This window comes from Brevibacterium sp. Mu109 (genome assembly GCF_900169375.1).
GTDB lineage: Bacteria > Actinomycetota > Actinomycetes > Actinomycetales > Brevibacteriaceae > Brevibacterium > Brevibacterium yomogidense_A.
In genome coordinates this window covers 1-16,735 of record NZ_FXZF01000002.1, presented here as the reverse complement: position 1 = coordinate 16,735, position 16,735 = coordinate 1, and the positions used below count along the sequence as shown (strand labels likewise).

Annotated in this window: 13 protein-coding genes; 10 read left to right on the top strand and 3 right to left on the bottom strand. The window is 67.1% G+C overall.

The window, feature by feature from the left end; genetic code table 11:
• Window positions 1-79: 79 nt before the first annotated feature.
• The 3 genes from BSP109_RS01400 to BSP109_RS01390 all read left to right on the top strand — a co-directional run bounded on the left by BSP109_RS01400 (window position 80) and on the right by BSP109_RS01390 (window position 5,459).
• Window positions 80-1,276: an exonuclease SbcCD subunit D gene (locus BSP109_RS01400; protein ID WP_101599158.1), complete on the top strand. Its 1,197-nt coding sequence runs from the start codon at window positions 80-82 to the stop codon at window positions 1,274-1,276.
• A 3-nt stretch (window positions 1,277-1,279) separates the two neighbouring features.
• The gene (locus BSP109_RS01395) at window positions 1,280-4,318 is read left to right on the top strand and encodes an AAA family ATPase (RefSeq protein WP_101599157.1); all 3,039 of its coding nucleotides are present in this window, start codon (window positions 1,280-1,282) and stop codon (window positions 4,316-4,318) included.
• 61 nt (window positions 4,319-4,379) lie between these two features.
• Window positions 4,380-5,459: a ParA family protein gene (locus BSP109_RS01390; RefSeq protein ID WP_087006489.1), complete on the top strand. Its 1,080-nt coding sequence runs from the start codon at window positions 4,380-4,382 to the stop codon at window positions 5,457-5,459.
• 256 nt (window positions 5,460-5,715) lie between these two features.
• Here BSP109_RS01390 and BSP109_RS01385 read toward each other — a convergent pair whose 3' ends face one another.
• Entirely contained in the window at window positions 5,716-6,267 is a 552-nt protein-coding gene (locus tag BSP109_RS01385) for a MerR family transcriptional regulator (RefSeq protein WP_218777922.1), read from the bottom strand.
• A gap of 231 nt (window positions 6,268-6,498) precedes the next feature.
• Window positions 6,499-7,245 carry a 1-acyl-sn-glycerol-3-phosphate acyltransferase gene (locus tag BSP109_RS01380; RefSeq protein ID WP_087006483.1) on the bottom strand — a complete coding sequence of 249 codons (747 nt, stop codon included), beginning with the start codon at window positions 7,243-7,245 and terminating at the stop codon, window positions 6,499-6,501.
• Between the two features lie 120 nt (window positions 7,246-7,365).
• Here BSP109_RS01380 and BSP109_RS01375 point away from each other — a divergent pair, with 120 nt between their 5' ends.
• The 3 genes from BSP109_RS01375 (at window position 7,366) to BSP109_RS01365 (ending at window position 10,418) form a co-directional block, all read left to right on the top strand.
• Window positions 7,366-8,175: a carboxylesterase gene (locus tag BSP109_RS01375; RefSeq protein WP_087006481.1), complete on the top strand. Its 810-nt coding sequence runs from the start codon at window positions 7,366-7,368 to the stop codon at window positions 8,173-8,175.
• Complete coding sequence (locus BSP109_RS01370) at window positions 8,172-8,615, top strand: hypothetical protein (protein ID WP_101599156.1); 444 nt, start codon at window positions 8,172-8,174, stop codon at window positions 8,613-8,615. Before BSP109_RS01375 ends, BSP109_RS01370 begins: the two co-directional genes overlap by 4 nt.
• Before the next feature lie 72 nt (window positions 8,616-8,687).
• Entirely contained in the window at window positions 8,688-10,418 is a 1,731-nt protein-coding gene (locus BSP109_RS01365) for a DEDD exonuclease domain-containing protein (RefSeq protein WP_101599248.1), read from the top strand.
• Between the two features lie 25 nt (window positions 10,419-10,443).
• On the opposite strand, the gene trpD is transcribed toward BSP109_RS01365, so the two are convergent.
• Complete coding sequence (gene trpD, locus BSP109_RS01360; protein WP_087006605.1) at window positions 10,444-11,460, bottom strand: anthranilate phosphoribosyltransferase; 1,017 nt, start codon at window positions 11,458-11,460, stop codon at window positions 10,444-10,446.
• 465 nt (window positions 11,461-11,925) lie between these two features.
• Between trpD and BSP109_RS01355 the strand changes: the two genes are divergently transcribed.
• From BSP109_RS01355 to BSP109_RS01340, 4 genes are read left to right on the top strand one after another with little or no spacing between them, the layout of a single operon-like run.
• Entirely contained in the window at window positions 11,926-12,492 is a 567-nt protein-coding gene (locus BSP109_RS01355) for a heme-copper oxidase subunit III (RefSeq protein ID WP_087006475.1), read from the top strand.
• 46 nt (window positions 12,493-12,538) lie between these two features.
• Window positions 12,539-13,324 carry a c-type cytochrome gene (locus BSP109_RS01350; protein WP_087006474.1) on the top strand — a complete coding sequence of 262 codons (786 nt, stop codon included), beginning with the start codon at window positions 12,539-12,541 and terminating at the stop codon, window positions 13,322-13,324.
• A 43-nt stretch (window positions 13,325-13,367) separates the two neighbouring features.
• Window positions 13,368-14,420 (top strand): ubiquinol-cytochrome c reductase iron-sulfur subunit, encoded by a 1,053-nt coding sequence (locus tag BSP109_RS01345; protein WP_087006472.1) that lies wholly within the window; start codon window positions 13,368-13,370, stop codon window positions 14,418-14,420.
• The gene (locus BSP109_RS01340) at window positions 14,417-16,069 is read left to right on the top strand and encodes a cytochrome bc complex cytochrome b subunit (RefSeq protein WP_101599155.1); all 1,653 of its coding nucleotides are present in this window, start codon (window positions 14,417-14,419) and stop codon (window positions 16,067-16,069) included. Before BSP109_RS01345 ends, BSP109_RS01340 begins: the two co-directional genes overlap by 4 nt.
• The last annotated feature ends 666 nt before the right edge of the window (window positions 16,070-16,735 follow it).

Here is a 16,735-nt window from a genome sequence, read left to right as displayed (position 1 = left end):
AGTGGTCGAGGACACAGCCTTCAGGGGGTGCACGGGCAGGGGCACGCCCGTGTCCGTGGCGTTGGCTACTGTGAAGCGCATGCGGATCCTCCACACCTCCGACTGGCACCTGGGCAGACGGCTGCACGGCGTCGACCTCACGGACGAGCACCGCGCATTCCTCGACTGGCTGCACGCGCTCGTCGACGAACGCGACATCGACGTCATCGCCATCGCCGGGGACGTCTACGACCGTGCGATCCCGCACCCGGACGCGCTGGGGCTCTGGGAGCACGGGATCGCAGGGCTCCTGGACCGGGGTGCACGGGTGGTCGCATCGAGCGGGAATCACGACTCGTTCGTCCGGCTGGGGCTCAATCGGCACCACCTCGAACGCGCCGGGGTGCACCTCCGCACCCACCTGTCGGACATCCGGCGGCCGGTGCGGATCGGGTTCGACGGAGCACTGCTCCCGAACGCGGATCCGACCCCGGGGGTCTCGATCCACGGGATCCCCTACCTCGAGCCCTCGCTCGTCTGGGAGCGCATGGACGCGGCACGCCGCACGCACGCGGCTGTTCTGAGCACGGCGATGGAGCGCATCCGGGCGCGCAGGGACTCCCACTCCCCCGATGACCGACTCGTCGTCCTGGCCCACGCCTTCGTCGCGGGGTCGACGTCGAGCGAATCCGAGCGCGATGTGTCTCTGGGCGATGTCGGTGTCACCCCCGCGTCTGTCTTCGACGACGCGGACTATGCGGCGCTGGGCCATCTCCACCGGCCGCAGGAGATCTCGGACCGCGTCCGGTACAGCGGTTCTCCCCTGCCGTTCTCCTTCGGCGAGGCCCGCTTCTCTAAGGAGGTCGTCGAAGTCGAGTTCAGCGACTCGGGCGCGATCGGGAAGCCCCTGATCACGTCGCACCCGGTCCCCGAATTCCGGCCCGTGCGCACGCTGCGCGGCACACTCCACGACGTCGTGTCGCAGTCTGCGGACCACGAGGAGGCGCTCATCGCCGCAGAGCTCACCGACCCACAGCGCGTCCCCGGGGCGGTCGACCGGCTGCGGGCCGCGTTCCCGGGATTCATCAGGATGTCGTGGACCCGACTCGACGAGCCGACCGGGACCTCGGCAGCGGGATCCGCCTCCACCGCGGTCGTCCGCACGGACGAAGAGGTCTTCGCGGACTTCCACCGTGCGCAGCGCGGGGGTCCGCCACCGCCTCAGATCCGCAGGCGGTTCGCCGACGCGCTGGCCCGGGTCCACGCGGCGGCAGGTCCCGCGGAAGGGTCGGTGTGACGGATGCGCCCCCACCAGCTGGTCATCGAGGGCTTCGGCCCCTTCCGAGACAGGCAGACGATCGATTTCGACGCGGTGTCCCACGATGGACTGTTCCTCATCTCCGGCCCCACGGGCGCCGGCAAGACGAGCATCCTCGACGCGCTCTGCTTCGCTCTCTTCAATACGGTCCCCGGCCCGCGTGGTTCCGCATCGGACCTGCGGTCCCACCTCGCCGCACCCCACGACCCGACGCGCGTCGAACTCGTCTTCAGCGCGGGCGGCCGCCGCTTCCGCATCGAGCGGGTCCCGCAGCACCTGCGCCCGCGCAAGCGCGGGTCGGGGATGACGACCCAGCAGCACACCGTCGCGCTGGCGGAATGGGTCGAGGGCGAATGGGCCGGCATCTCCCGCACTGCGCAGGAGACGCAGTCGTTCCTGGACGGCATCCTCGGCCTGAACGCGGCCCAATTCACCAAGCTGGTGGTCCTGCCGCAGGGTGATTTCGCCGCCTTCCTCCACGCGGACCCGGCCGAACGCGAAGCGATCCTCGAGAAGCTGTTCGCCACGGAGCACTTCCAGGCGGTGGAACGCGTGCTCGCCGATCGGGCGACGGACGCGCGGCGCACCACGGAGCAGGAATCCCAGCGTCGACGGTTCGCGGTCGAAGCCGCCGCGGAATCCTCCTGGGAGGCTCTGGTCGTTCCCGATGCGGCCCCCGGCGTGATCGACGCCCTCACGTTCCTGGGCGCGGCAGCGGTCATCGCCGACGAGCGCGCGGAATCCGCCGACCTCACCGCACAGCTCGCAGACCGACTGGCTGCGAGCGCGACGGACACGGCCCAGTCCTGGAGGCAGCGTGCTGAGGATCGCGCGGCACTCTCAGCCCTGCTCCAGGACGAGGCCTCGTGGAACGAGGAGTCCGGCGAACGCGAATCCCTGCGCAGAGAGCTGGAGCGCGCACGTGCGGGACAGGCACTCGGGACTCACCTGACCGCAGTGCGACGTGCAGGAACCGAAGCCGAACGCATGGAAACCGCAGCACAGCGCGCGGAGCGCTCCGCGGTCACTGCGCTGCCGACGGATGCGCGTGTCCGCCTCGAGGACCTGACAGACTCCGAGATCGCGACGGCCCGGGCTCATCTCGAGCGCACGGAGGACCGGCTGCGCCGTCATGCGCAGCTCGAGGAACGCAGTGCCGTCACCGGCTCAGCCGCAGCGACTGCTGCGACGGAGCTCGACGGCGCGAAGGCCCTCCTCTCAGCGCTGCGGACGGATGAGGACGAGCTCCGGACCCGCGCTGAGGATCTGCGGAGCAGCCATGACGCGCTCGAGGAGACGGCATCATCGCGGGATCGGCTCCGCGAACAGGAGCGCCTGGCCGCCGCTGTGCGCACCGCCCTCGCCCAGCGCGATGCGGCGCACGAACACGACCTCAGCACGATGCAGCGCGCGGAGCAGACGGCCCATGCCCTCACAGCGACCCGTCGTGCCATGCGCAGGGACAGTGCCGGGACCCTCGCGGGGCTCCTGCAGGCCGACCAGCCGTGCCCGGTCTGCGGATCCTGCGACCACCCTGACCCCGCCGTGCCGGCCGACGGGGGTCCCACGTCTGATGATGAGGCGCGCGACGAAGCCGCGGACACAGCGGCACGATCCGCCCATGCCGCAGCGCGGGCCTCGCTCGCGGCAGCGGAATCGGCACTCGAACGGACCCGCACTGAGGCAGAGGGGATCGACGAGGACATCCTCGCGTCACGCTTGGCCGCCGCGGAGGACGCCGCGACGGACCGCGCACGGCTGAAGACCGAACTCGCGCAGGCGGCGGACGGACTGCGCGCGCTGAAGCTCCGGATCGACGAGGCCCAGACCGCGCTGACCACGGCAGAGACGACCAGCCGTCTCGCAGCGACAGCACATGCGGAAGCACGCAGCAGGCTGGAAGAGGTCTCCGACGCAGACACGACAGCATCGCCTGTCGCATGGCAGCGGATCGGCCTCAAGCATCCTGTCGATCTCCGCGCAGCAGACAGAATGCGGAAGGCGCTGGAGGGATTCGATCGTGCACGCACCGCGTGGGTGAGCGTACGGCAGACGGCTGAAGCGGCGCGCCGTGATGCTCGCGTGCGCAGAGAAGAGCTCCTCGATGCACTCCGGGACTCTCCGTTCGCAGACGTCGAAGCACTCGAAGCGGCCGCGGCCCTCCCCCTGGACCGCCTGGAGGCGCAGGTCGAGGAGCAGCGGTCCCGCGCCTCCCGGCTCGCTCTGCGCAGGGAATCCGATGTCATCCGTCGTGCACTGACCGACTCAGCTCAGGATGCGGAGCTCGCCGAATCCTCTGCGCGCACCGCGGCACACGCAGAATCCCTGCAGGCGCGCTCCGATGCGGCGGCGCAGCGCGCAGCGGTCGTACGGGCCGCAGCGGTGCGCGCCCACGATGCCTACTCGCAGGCCGCAGCCGACCGCGCGGAGAATGAGGCTCAGGTCGAAGAGCTGCTGCGGGACATCGACGCCGCAGAGCTCGTCCTCGGCACCAGCTCTGACGCGGCGAGCCGCATGTCGCTGTCATCCTTCGCGCTCGCCTCGCTCTTCGAGGACGTTGCCGCACACGCCTCAGACAGGCTGGTCGACATGACCGCCGGACGCTATCGCCTCGCCCATGACCTGGAACGGCGTCGGGGGGAACGCCGCTCGGGGCTGGGGCTGAAGATCATCGACCTCTTCACGGAGGAGTCGCGCGACCCGCGCACGCTGTCAGGGGGCGAGGGCTTCATGGCGTCTCTGGCGCTCGCGCTGGGCATGGCCGACACGGTGCGCGGAGCAGCAGGCGGCATCGACCTCGATGCCCTGTTCCTCGATGAGGGATTCGGCACACTGGACCCGGATGCGCTGAGCGACGTCCTGGCGGTGCTGGACCGTCTGCGCACGGGTGGCCGAACGATCGGCATCATCTCCCACGTCGCGGAACTCCAGCAGGCGATCACCACCCGGATCATGGTCGAACCGAGCGCACTCGGCGCGAGTGTCCGCCTCGAGTCCCCACAGGACGGTTCACACGTATGACACGCCAGGTCGGGCGGGTTGCCCACGGGAAATGCGACCGCGATCGGTTACGGTAGATAGCGTGCTCGTCATCAGTGTCTCAAGCCTCAAAGGCGGCGTCGGGAAGACTTCGGTCGCCCTCGGCCTGGCCTCCGCCGCCCACAACCGCGGCCTGCCCACGCTCGTCGTGGACATGGATCCGCAGGCGGACGCGTCCACTGGCCTCGATGTTCCGGTGACCACACCGCTCGACATCGCGGACGTCCTCGCCGCTCCGAAAGCCAAGATCATGTCGCAGGCGATCGTGCCGTCGGGATGGTCGGGCGGAGCGAAGGGGGCACTCGACGTGATCCCCGGCAGTCCGCGATCGGCGGAGTTCGACCGCCCCACGATGTCCGAGCGGTTCCTCCGCCGGCTCAAGGACGCGCTCGCGACTGTGAGCGACGACTACCGACTCGTCATCATCGACTGCCCGCCCTCGATGAACGGCCTCACACGCGCGGCGTGGATGGCGAGCCAGCGCGTCGCCGTCGTCACCGAGCCGGGGCTCTTCTCCGTCGCGGCCGCTGACCGTGCACTCCGCGCAGTCGCAGAGCTGCGCCGCCGGGGGGCGCCGGACCTGCAGCCGCTCGGCATCATCGCGAACCGCGTCAGGACGAAGTCCCGTGAGCACTCCTTCCGCGTCGATGAGATGCGGGAGATGTTCGGCCCCCTCCTGCTCACTCCCCCGCTGTCGGAGAGGACGGTGCTCCAGCAGGCCCAGGGATCCGCACGTCCGATCCACTCGTGGCCGGGGCAGGCCGCCAGTGAGCTCGCCGGTTCCTTCGATGCGCTTCTGGACCGGGGGCTGCGCACATCGACCATGCGGTCGCGCGGGAATCCCCGCGATGCACAGGTTCCGAATGCGCCGGCAGTCGACGCGCAGGCCGGTGAAGCACCGGTCGGCGAAGCGCGGGCGGGTGCTGTGCAGGCCGATGACGTGCAGGCCGCGCAGCAGCCCACCACGGATGTGTCTGAGCAGATTCCCGCAGACTCTTCAGCGCCGGGTGCCGAAGAGCAGGACAGCACGAATCCCTTCACCGATGATTCCGCTTCCAGCACAGGCACCCCTGCCACGGAGGATGCAGAGGAGGCCCCGCGTCGGCCTCGCACGCGCCACTGAGCCACACGACCCTCCGCGTCACAGGTCCTCGCTCTCCCTCTCCTATAGGACTCTCATTCGCCCTCCCCGGGACGGCGAATGAGGGTCCTTCTCGCGTGGCGGCACAACCGCGGGCACGCGCCGCAGCGGCCTGATCGCCACGAGGCGCGACATGCTTCCGCACACGACTGAGGGCGCCTGCCGCTTCCCGGCCAGGCGCCCTCAGTTCTGTGATTCTCCGTGTCCTCTCGAGCTCAGCCGAGCGGACGGTGATCCATCAGCCCGCTGACTTCTGTGCCCTGCGCATGGCGAGTTCGTCCACCTCGACGATCTCATCGTCAGGCCGTTCGCTCGGAAGTTCGGAGAGTGTGCCCTGCACTTCGCGCCAGACGTGTCCCACAGCGATGCCGAAGACACCTTGGCCGCCCTGCACGAGGTCGATGACCTCATTGGCCGATGTGCACGCGAACACGGACGAACCGTCGCTCATGAGCGTGATCTGGGAGAGGTCTTCGACGCCCTGCCCCTGCAGGTGGCTGACTGCGACGCGGATCTGCTGGAGCGAGACGCCGGCGTCCAGGAGCCGCTTGACGATCTTGACGACGAGTACGTCGCGGAAGCTGTAGAGGCGCTGCGATCCGGATCCGGTGGCGGCCCTGATCGACGGGACGATGAGCGAGGTGCGTGCCCAGTAGTCGAGCTGGCGGTATGTGATGCCGACGACGCTGCAGACCGTCGGTCCGCGGTATCCGGCCTCATCATCGAGGGCCGGGATGTCGTCGTCGAAGAGGAGCCCCTGCGCGTCGCGCGGCAATGACTCCATCTGCATCGATTCCTGTTCAGAGCGGTTCACACCGACTCCTCCTTTTCACCCCAGGGGGAAGCGGGGCGCAAGCGGCGGTGAGCTGGTGCAGACGATTCTACACCTCTCGACCCCTGCGCCGGGGTTGTGGGCACATCACGAAGGTATGGGGCGAGGCGGCGCGGGTCACGCATGCAGGCTGTAACGATTCTGCGTGTCGCCGTTATAGGAGTAATCGAACATGGGTCCGACAGTCCGTCACTCCCGGTCAGCGGGCGTGCCACGGGGGCTCTCGTCCTGTTGAGCGGACTCCGCGGTCCGCGTCGATGTCAGCAGGGTCGTCGTGTGCGCCGTCGCGTAGGTGTCGCTGTACTCCTGGCCCGACAGCCGCATGATCTCGTACATCACCTCGTCCGTGGCCGCGCGGAGCACATGCCTGTCGTCGGAGCGGCCCTCGAAGCGCGAGAAGTCCAGCGGCTCACCGAAGACCACGCCCACGCGGCGTATCCGCGGAATGTTCTTCCCCTTGGGCTGCACCGCGTCGGTGCCGATGAGGGCTGCCGGGACGACCGGCACGCCTGCCGCGATCGCGAGACGTGCGACACCCGTCCTGCCCCTGTGGAGTCGGCCGTCGGGGCTCCTGGTGCCCTCGGGATAGATGCCCAGGAGGGAACCGGACTGCAGCACGTCCAGTCCGGCACGGAGCGAGTTCTCCGAACCGGAGCCGCCGCTTCGGTCCATTGGAAGCTGATTCGTGAGCTGGAAGAACCAGCGCTGAGCACGGCCGCGGACACCCGGCCTGGTGAAGTAGTCGTTCTTCGCCAGATAGACCACGGGGCGGGGCACCGCGATGGGCACGAAGATGGAATCGATGAAGGACAGGTGATTCGCCGCGATGATCGCCCCGCCGTCTGCGGGGACGTGCTGGAGGCCGCGAGTCCATGGTCGGAAGAGGATGCGCAGGATGGGGCCCACGACGATGCGCTTGAGCAACCAGTAGAACACTCCCGACCTGCTTCCGTTCGGTGGACTGCGACATGCGACAGCGGCTCACCACCACTATATGGGCGTGGACGGCCGGTCCACCCCTCTGCCGACTCGAGGCTCGTGTGGGATGCTGAGACCATGGCCTCGCACGATACGCACCGCCAGTCGCAGACCGCTCCTGATGACGGGATCTCGCTGCCTCCGGACTCTCCGCACTCGGCGTGGCATCAGCGCGGGAGCGCTGCGCTGCCGGCGATCCTGCTGCTCCACGGGTTCACCGGCAGCCCGTCCTCGATGCGACCGCTCGCAGAATCGCTGTCGGACACCTCCGCGACACTGAGTATTCCGCGACTGCCGGGCCACGGCGGCACATGGCAGCAGCTCCGGAAGACGGGTTGGGATCAGTGGCGACAGGCAGCGATCGCAGCGTACGACGAGGCGGCGGACGAGCATCCGGGAGTCATCGTCGTCGGTCAGTCCATGGGAGGGGCGCTCGCGCTGGCACTCGGCATCGACAGGCGCCCCGAGGCGATCGTCACAGTCAATCCAGCGCTGCACGTCGACTCGCCCCTCGCTCCTGCGCTGCCGCTCCTGTGGCCGTTCGTCGCAACGATCCCCTCCATCGGAGGGGACATCGAGAAGCCCGGAGTCATCGAGGGCGCCAACGATCGGACCCCAGTGCGGGCGGTCGCGAGCATGCACCGCGGTCTGGCGGGCCTCCGCGAAGAGCTTTGGATGATCGACTGTCCCGTCACCGTCTGCCTGTCGGGGCGAGACGGTGTCGTCTCCCCGCGCTCCTTCAGGACGCTGCGCAGTCGCCTCAGCAGTTCCGCGCGCACGGTCGCGCTGCGTCGCAGCCGCCACGTGGCGACCCTCGACCACGACGCGGACGTCATCGCCGGGGAGATCCGCAGAGCGCTGCAGGAGTCCGCCGGAGGTGCTGCATGACCTCAGAACCGAACGATCGCAGCGGATCCGACGACGAGGGAGACCCGGACGACGACCTCACTCCGGAGACGGAGTCGCTTCCGGCCGACGAGCGGGTCGATGATTCCACGTGGTCGTCGTTCGTGGACAACATCACCTGGCACACCTCTCCGGCGCCGGACATCCCGCCCGACGAGGTGCGCGAAGCACTCGACGACGAGGAATGGATCGCGCCCGAACCGGAGCCGATCGGGTGGCGCACGACGTCCCCCTCCCTCGTCCTCGGGCTCATCGGCGCCCTCGGCGGGGCCTTCGCACTGTTCATCATCGCCATCTTCCTGCGCCCCGTGCCGGGATGGCTCCTGCTGGTCACCATCGCGGTGACCGTCGGCTCCGCAGCCGTGCTCTTCACCCATCTGCCGCAGCGGCGCGACCCCTTCTCCGACGGTCGTGAGGTGTGAGGCGTCGCCGGGCGTAGAGCCCATCCGGGCGGGCCGATTCCTGTGTCCGTGCCCCGTGCGACCATGGACGCCATGCCGTCCTTCGATCGCAGCCGCACGCACACCCGTGGCGGCCAGCTGTCCCTCGCCGACCTCGGCACACCCCTGCATGACGTCGACTTCGTCGTCGTCGACCTCGAGACCACCGGGGCGCACTCGGCTGACAATGCGATCACGGAGATCGGTGCGGTGCGGGTCCGCGGCGGCGACGTGCTCGGCGAATTCCAGTCGCTCGTACGTCCGGTCGGTTCCGCCATCTCACCGTTCGTCGCACGGCTGACGGGGATCACCAACAGCATGGTCGCGGATGCTCCGCGCATCGAAGCCGTGCTGCCGAGCTTCCTCGAGTTCATGCGGGGCGCTGTCCTCGTCGCCCACAACGCGCCGTTCGACGTCGGCTTCCTGCGCGCGGCCTGCACTCGACTGGACTACACGTGGCCGGCCCCGAAGGTCCTCGACACAGTCACCCTCGCGCGCAGGGCGCTGCCCCGCACAGAGGTCCGCAACCACAAGCTCGCCACGCTCGCAGCCTTCTTCGGCACCGACACGGACCCGGATCACCGGGCGCTGTCGGATGCACGCGCCACAGTCGGCGTCCTGCACGGCCTGTTCGAGATCTACGGCTCGCATGGCATCGTGACGCTCGAAGACCTCTCGACGGTCCGGACCACCGGCTGGTCGCGGCGACGGCAGAAGACCCATCTCGCGGACGGTCTCCCCCACGCACCCGGCGTCTACACATTCCTCGACGGATCGCGCAGGGTGCTCTACATCGGCTCCAGTGGGAACATGCACTCGCGCGTGCGCTCGTACTTCACAGAATCGGAGACCCGCGGTCGGATGACGGAGATGGTCACCGCAGCGCAGGAAGTCTCACCGCTGCTGTGCGCGACCGTGCTCGAAGCGCGTGTGAGGGAAGTGCGGCTGATCGGTGAACTCGAGCCGCCGTACAACAGGAGATCCAAACGACCGGAGAAGCGCCACTGGCTGACCGAGACTCGAGAGGACTTCCCCCGCCTCTCCGCGGTGCGCTCGCTCACCCGCGAACGGGTCGACTCGGCCCGCATCCTGGGGCCCTTCCGGTCCGCCGCGTCCGCTCGCGCCGCCAAGCAGCTGCTCGAAACGGTCTTCCCACTCAGATCCTGCACCGCTTCACCCGCTTCTGCTCGGTTCGCACCCTGCGCCGCAGCCCAGGTTGGGCGCTGCCACGGTCCGTGCGCGGGACAGACGGACCCTGCCGAATACGCACATTCCCTCGCCGGACTCAGAGCACTCTTCAACGGCGATCCAGGGCAGTTCCTCGCCGGGGCCCGGCAGCGGATCTCCGACCTCGCCTCGCAGGAGAGGTTCGAGGCGGCGGCAGAGGTCCGCGACTCCGTCGGCAGGCTCCTCCACTCGACAGCGGGGCTCAGCACACGCACCTCACTGCGGTCGATCACGGAGATCGTCGCCGCCGAACGGAGGGAGGACGGTGGCTGGGACCTCGCCGTGATCCGCCACGGTCGACTCGCCGCCGCCGGCTCGAGCCATCGAGGAGTCAGCCCGTACCCAGCGATCGACGCACTCCTGCTGTCAGCCGACTTCGTTCCGCCTCACGACCCGGTCACCCAGCTGACCGCTGATGAGGAGACCGATCTTCTGGTCTCCTGGCTCTCGAACGGAACGACGCGGCTGGTGCGGAGCAGCAGCGCGTGGACACAGCCCGCGCACGGCTTCGAAGCCGCACGCTTCGCCTGGACACGGCTCGTCCGGCCCGTCAGCTGACAGCCCGGATTCCCGGGACAGGCGCTCACCCCTCAGCGAGGCGGGTGGACGCTTCGATCATCGCGCCGAGCTTGCCCGCTGCAGCACCGGAGTCCAGTGCGTCCTTCGAGACTGCGAACGAGGCCGCAAGGCGATCGACCAGCGAACCGTCGACATCCGACGATGCCGCGACGAGCGCTGCCGCAGCATTGAGGAGCACGATGTCGCGCACGGGTCCGTGCTCTCCCTCAAGGGTGCGGCGCATCACGTCGGCATTGAACGATGGGTCGCCCCCGCGCAAGTCAGCCTTGGTCGCACGCGGCAGGCCCAGGTCACGCGCATCGATCGCCTGCTCGACGACGTCGCCGTTCCGCACCTCCCAGACGTCTGTGACCGCGGTCGTGCTGAACTCATCGAGTCCGTCACGGGACCGGAAGACCAGAGCCGAGTCTCCGCGCGCAGCGAGCACGCCGGCGACCAGAGGCGCCATCGCAGGGTCGGCGACCCCGATCGCCGTCGCGCGCGTGCGCGCAGGGTTTGTGAGAGGGCCGAGGATGTTGAAGGCGGACGGCACTGCGATCTGCTTCCGCACAGGCGCGATGAATCGCATCGCCGGGTGGTAGACGTTCGCGAAGGCGAACGCCATACCGACCTCATGGGCAAGGGCCACGGACTGCTCAGGGGTGAGGTCGAGCGCGAGTCCGAGCACCTCCAGGACGTCTGCCGATCCGGACGCCGAGGACGTCGCGCGGTTGCCGTGCTTCACCAGCCGCTGGCCCGTTCCTGCGATCACGAAGGACGCGGTCGACGACACATTCACCGTCTTCGCACGGTCACCGCCGGTACCGACGATGTCGACGGCGTCGGACAGTCCTGGAAGGTCCACGGCGTGGGCATACATCGCGCGCACCAGTCCAGAGATCTCATCGACGGTCTCGCCCTTGCCGTGATGGGCCACGAGGAACGCAGCCATCGTCACATCAGGGACGTTCCCCCCCATGATCTGGTCCATCGCCCACGCGGCGGTGTCCGCATCCATGTGCTTGCCGTCCATCAGACCCATCAGCAGATCCGGCCATTCCCTCACCCCTGTGATGCCGTCGACTGCTCCGTCGACGGCAGGTTGCTGGGGATGGGGCGCGGCGGTCGTGGACACGGAGGTCTCCTCGCGAAGTGATCTGTGGACCCCGTCATCGTAACGGCGCGGGACCGCCCGCCGACGCGCGGGTCCACTCCCCGGAACACGCTGGAGACGGACCGACGAGCGACCCTGGAGCAGCCCGACCGCGTCCCGACCCGGAGAGGCGCGCCACACCGACGACATATTTCCCATCGATCTCACAGGCTCCGATCCGCGCCAACATGCGGTTCTTGCTACACGCTGTAGAAGAAGCAGGCCGTACAACCTGTGTACAAGGTGAATTCCGCCTGCAAAACGGGTAATAATGGGGGCGTGTCAACCGTAGCTGCATCTCCCTCAGCGCCAGTTCGTCCCGCTGTGAACAGGCCAGACTCGACAACCGTCGGGATGATTGTCTGGCTGGCCAGCGAGCTGATGTTCTTCGCCGCGCTCTTCGCCATGTACTTCACGCTGCGCTCCGTCGTGCCCGAAATGTGGGAGGTGGAGACCGCAAAACTCGACGTGCCGTACGCGACGGTGAATACCCTCATCCTCGTGTCCTCGTCCTTCACCTGCCAGATCGGCGTGTGGAAGGCCGAGCACAGCTTCAAGCCGTACCGCACGGGCGGGCTGTTCAACATCAAGTCCTGGGGCATGGTCGAGTGGTTCTTCCTCACCTTCGTCCTGGGATCGGTGTTCGTCGCCGGTCAGGTCATGGAGTACGCGACGCTCGTCTCGCACGGCATCGCCATCAACTCCAACGGATACGGCTCGGCCTTCTACCTCACCACCGGATTCCACGGACTCCACGTTCTGGGCGGGCTGATCGCCTTCCTGTTCGTGATCGGTCGTGCCTACGGCGCCAAGCGGTTCGGTCACCGTGAGGCGACCTTCGCCACGTGCGTCTCGTACTACTGGCACTTCGTGGACATCGTGTGGGTCGCGCTGTTCCTGATCATCTACGCGATCCAGTGATCAGCACCTCAGCCCGCGACCACGTCAGATCAGAAAAGGACTCTCAGTGAAGCTACTCGCCGCTCGCCGTCGGCATCCGATGGCCCTCGTCGTCCTTCTGCTGGTGGGCATGCTGCTCACCGGCGGCGCGTACTCGCTCTTCACCGGCAACACGACCGCGAATGCCGAGGAATACAGCACTGCTCAGGTCGAAGAGGGACAGAAGCTCTTCGTCTCGAACTGTGCGACCTGCCACGGCATGAACGCAGAAGGTTCCGAGAACGGTCCGAGCCTGATCGGCGTCGGCGCTGCCGCTGTCGACTTCCAGGTGAGCACCGGCCGCATGCCGCTGCAGATGCACGGTCCGCAGGCACAGGTGAAGGAGCCTCAGTTCTCCGAAGAGGAGATCGCAGCGATGGCGGGCTACGTCGCCTCGCTGGGCCCCGGCCCCGCCGTTCCGGATGAGGAATGGCTCAACACCGCTGAGGGCGATTCCGCTGCCGGCGGTGGCCTCTTTCGCACGAACTGCGCGATGTGCCACAACGTCGTCGGCTCCGGCGGTGCTCTGACACGCGGCAAGTACGCGCCCAATCTCTCCGAGGTCTCCGAGAAGCACCTCTACGAGGCGATGCAGACCGGGCCGCAGAACATGCCGATCTTCAATGACGCGAACCTGACCCCCGAAGAGAAGCGGGACGTCATCACGTACGTCCGCGAGGTCTCCGAGACCCCGTCCGCGGGTGGCTTCAAGCTCGGCTCGCTGGGACCTGTGGCGGAGGGCCTGTTCATCTGGTTCTTCGGACTGGCAGGCGTCATCGGCATCACGGTATGGCTCACAGCCCGCTCCAAATGAGCACCAAGTCTTTATCCGCAACGAGTACTAGACGAGGAAGCGAATGACCTCGATTGAGAGCAGCGGCGGCCAGGGCGGCCAGCTCGCGGAGATGAACGGGTTCGCGAACCCGGGCCTTCCCGAGCACAAGCCGCGCATCACCGACAGCAGCCCGACCGCAGAGCGCCTCGCTGAGCGCCAGATCGCAGCTTGGTTCATCGTCTCGATGATCGGCACCATCTGGTTCATCGTGGCCTACTTCCTGTTCCCCGTCGGGGATTCCGGAGCGCTGGTCCGCATCCACACGATGGCCATCGGCCTCGGCGCTACAGCGGCACTCGCCGGCATCGGCATCGGCATCATCCTCTGGGCGAAGACCCTGGTCACCGATGCGGAGATCGTCGAGGACCGCCACGACAAGGGCGGCGGGACAGAAGAGGACCAGGCCATTGCCCTGGAGATCCTCAACCAGGCGAAGGACGAGTCCGGCATCGCGCGGCGTTCGCTCATCCGGAACACGCTCATCGCTGCGGTGGCCATCGCGCCGCTGCCCGCGATCCTCGTGTTCCGCGACCTGGGTCCGCTCCCCGGCGACAAGCTCTTCACCACGCTCTGGGGCCCAGGAGTCCGGCTCTGCAAGGACATCGGGATGATCCCGGAGCAGAGTGACATCATGCCGATCAGGGCCGCTGATGTGACGATCGGCTCTGCGTTCCACGTGATCCCGGAGAACCTCCGCGACTCCGGCCACCCGCTCGACGAGAAGGCCAAGGCAGCCGTGCTGCTCATGCGCGTCGATCCGAATGAGCTGAACACGGATCCGGACCGCGAGTCCTGGGGCGTCGATGGAATCGTCGCCTACTCCAAGGTGTGCACGCACGTCGGCTGCCCCGTCGCGCTGTACGAGCACCAGACGCATCATCTGCTCTGCCCGTGCCACCAGTCGACCTTCGACGTCACGAACCACTGCAAGGTGATCTTCGGGCCTGCGAAGCGGCCGCTCCCCCAGCTGCCCATCGCAGTCGACGACGAAGGCTACCTCGTCGCCCAGTCTGACTTCACGGAACCTGTGGGACCGACCTTCTGGGAGATCAACACTCGGGAGACGAACGCATGAGCACCACACAGCAGACCAACAGGGCCACCGCGATCGTCGGAGACGTCGCGCAGTGGACGGAGGACCGCACAAGCGCATCGAAGGCCGTGCGAGAATTCGGTCGCAAGATCTTCCCGTCGCACTGGTCGTTCATGCTCGGCGAGGTGGCGCTGTACAGCTTCGTCATCCTCGTGCTCACCGGTACGTTCCTCACGTTCTGGTTCAAGCCGGCGATGGCCGAAGTCATCTACAACGGTCCTTGGACACCGCTGCGCGGTGTGACGATCTCCGAGGCGTACCAGTCGACTCTCGAGATCTCGTTCGAGGTCCGAGGCGGTCTCTTCATCCGCCAGATGCACCACTGGGCGGCTCTTCTCTTCATGGCGGGTCTGTCCATCCACGCGCTGCGCGTCTTCTTCACCGGCGCGTTCCGCAAGCCGCGTGAGCTCAACTGGGTCATCGGCATCGTTCTGTCGATGGTCGGCCTCGGTGCCGGCTTCACCGGCTACTCCCTGCCTGACGACCTGCTCTCCGGCAACGGTCTGCGGATCATCGATGGCCTCCTGAAGTCCATCCCGCTCGTCGGCACCTACATCTCGTTCTTCCTGTTCGGTGGCGAATTCCCCGGCATCGACATCGTGTCGAGACTCTATTCGCTGCACATCATGATCCTTCCGGCGGTGCTCATCGCACTCATCGGCGTGCACATGATGTTCCTCGTGATCCACAAGCACACGCACTGGGCCGGCCCGGGGCACACAGAGAAGAACGTCGTGGGCGAGCCGGTTCTGCCGTCGTTCGCGGCGAAAGCCGGCGGGTTCTTCTTCATGATCTTCGCGGTCATAGCATTCATATCGGCGCTCTTCACGACGAACCCGATCTGGAACTACGGCCCGTACGACCCCTCCCCCGTCTCCGCCGGCACCCAGCCGGACTGGTACGTCGGATGGGCAGACGGCATCCTCCGCATCATGCCGGGATGGATGGAGTTCTACATCTTCGGCTACCCCATCAGCCTGAACATCAATATCGCGATCATCATCATGATGGGCTTCTGGGGCATCGCAGCGATATGGCCGTGGATCGAATCGTGGCTGCTGAAGGATAAGCGCGAGCACCACATCCTCGATCGTCCCCGCAATGCGCCGACCCGTACGGCACTCGGTGTCGCAGCGGTCGTCTGGTACGCGGTGATGTGGGCGGGCGCTTCGGGTGACCTCGTGGCAGTCTTCTTCCACATGTCCCTGAACGACATGATCTACATCTTCCGAGTGCTCTTCATCGTCGGACCGTTCATCGCCTTCTTCCTCACGCGCCGCATCTGCATCAGTCTGCAGCGCAAGGATCGCGAGCTCGTTCTGCACGGACACGAGTCGGGACACATCATCCGTCTGCCCCACGGTGAGTTCCAGGAGCGTCACATTCCGCTCACGCCTCACGAGAGCTGGAAGCTGACCGCCTTCGAGGCACCGCCGGCTATCCCGGCGCAGCCTGGAGCCAAGGGCAAGGTGTCCGGTCTCGAGCGAGTGCGTGCCGCGATGGCGAAGTACTTCTACGAGGAGCGCGTCACCCCGGTGACCAAGGCTGAGCTCGACGCCGCCCATGGAGACCACCATGGTGAGGTCGAGGGTGACGACCACCGCGACCACAGCGCAGGCCTCGAGAAGTAAGGTCTGACCGCACTCTCAGCGCGCTGCGCTGAAGGGGGTCAGAACAGGTGCCATACCTGTTCTGACCCCCTTCTGCGTGCCACTACTCCCCCACGCGCCCTTCCACACCCGCGGCGAACACGCCTCGAGCACCTCACAGAACGCGCGACAGAACTCGAGCCACCAGCTTTCATCAGACCGCATAGCAAAGAAGTCGTGCGGTCTGATGAAACGCTGTGGCTCGCGGGTCGTCTGCCATGTCTCCGGACATCGGTGACAATTCTGCCTCAGGAGACCGGTGACACTCCATGTCTCACGACTCCCGTGACGCTCCGGGATCCGTCCCTCGTCGGTCTCCACGCACGCCGCTCGCTTCTGGACCCGGCTCCGGGGCGCAGCCAACCGCCGGAGTTCACACGGACAGGTGAAGGTCCCTGCAGGCAAGCCAAGCGCCGACCCCACCGGAATCTTCGATGAGCTCCTGCGTGGTCCGGTCCTCATGACGATGACTCCGTGGCCGGTTGAGGTCAAGTCCCTTTTCGTGGTGTTCTTCGGTAGTTCCTTTAACTTGGTATTAAGCAGCGGGGTCGGGCTACGAATCACGCGGTCAGCGGCATCACCACCCCGACCGGGTCGACCTCGGTCTGCCCATGCAACACCGTCACGAGTTTGCGCATCGAGATCTCC